The organism is Paenibacillus praedii, assembly GCF_049725345.1.
Classification (GTDB): Bacteria; Bacillota; Bacilli; order Paenibacillales; family Paenibacillaceae; genus Pristimantibacillus.
Map to the genome: position 1 here is coordinate 1 of NZ_JBMWAM010000046.1, position 1,388 is coordinate 1,388.

The 1,388-nt window shown below is 48.7% G+C and carries 1 protein-coding gene; it reads right to left on the minus strand.

The window, feature by feature from the left end; genetic code table 11:
* Positions 1 to 1,300 (minus strand): IS3 family transposase gene (locus tag ACO9K6_RS20915; protein WP_424769459.1). Its coding sequence is split into 2 segments (ribosomal slippage), with 1,301 coding nucleotides annotated over them: positions 1 to 913 and positions 913 to 1,300; the frame shifts between segments, so codons are not numbered across the junction. This gene is flagged as partial in the annotation.
* Positions 1,301 to 1,388: the final 88 nt, after the last annotated feature.

Here is a 1,388-nt window from a genome sequence, read left to right on the forward strand (position 1 = left end):
AATTCATCGGGGGTCATCTTTTTTAATGTCCACTGGTATCTTTCTGAGTTGTAGTAGCTGATATACTCCCTAACTCGAACTTGTACCTCCTCAATCGTCTGGCAGTCGATGAAATCAACCTCGTCTTTCATATGACCGAAGAACGACTCCATAGGGGCGTTGTCCCAGCAGTTACCTCTGCGCGACATCGATTGTTTAAAACCTGCCTCAGCTATGAAATGACGGGTTTTAGGATGTGTATAATGCATCCCTTGATCGGAGTGTATCATGGCCTCCGGATGGATATTCCCTTCCAATCGCTCCAAAAGGCGTTGAAGTGTTCGCTCAACAATAGGAAGTTCAAGCGTGGCTGCCACGCAATCGGCAAGGATCTGTCTGGTGGCACCGTCCTTTACACAGGAAAGGTACGCCCACTGACCGCCTCCATAACGTAAATAAGTGATGTCTGTGAGAAATACTTTCTCGGGCTCACCTTGATCAAAATGGCGTTCTAGCAGGTTAGGGCAAGTCTGGTGTTCGTGAGTTGCCTTAGCCATCTTCCGATATGGGTTAGCCTGCCGTATGACCGCGACTAGTCCTGCCTTTCGCATGAGACGTCGAATCTTCTTGTGATTCATGATGACATGGCTTATTTGCTCAAGACGCATTTTTATGACCAGTGCACCCGCCTTGCCGTTCAGTGCCTCAAAGTGATGTCTGATAAGAACGATGTCTTCTTCGTCAGCCGTTGCTCGAGATTGGCGTAGATCTTCGGTTGCAAGCCATCTGTAGTAGCCGCTCGGACTTACATCCACAAGCTCACACAGATAACGCGTCATGCGTTTTAGGCCATAGGCCCGAATGGTACGGTTGATGATTTCAAAGCGCTCAGCGGCCGTTAGAACTTCTTCTTCTGCCGCTCGAGCGCTTCGACCTTTTTTAGCAAGTCCACCTGCGCTTCAAGCAGTTTGATCTTGGCTTGGGCTCGCTTTAACTCTTCTTCCACGGACAATTCACCAGCCGGTTTTCGACCTGCACTGTTTTTACCGCGCCGTTCAGTAGCCAGCCCTTCTTCGCCGTACAAATCGTTTGTATCGCGCCAGCGCTTTAAGCTTTTTTTCGGTTTTTGATGTCCGATGACATCGAGGTCGAAGCCTGCACGAATAAAAATCTCCGAAGGCAGCTGCCCCGCCTTGTAGGCTTGAAGAGCCTCCAATTTAAACGCAGGCGTGTACGTAATAGCTGATTCCGACGCCTTTTGCACGTTGGGGTTTGCTTCCAACTTTCGTATCTGCTCCTCCGTAAAAACGATTCGTTTCAACTTTCCCATGACCTCACTCCTCTTCCCTGTATCTCGATTAAAACACAAATGACCCACAAGAGGGTCACTTTTTTAAAGTGTCCTTCTT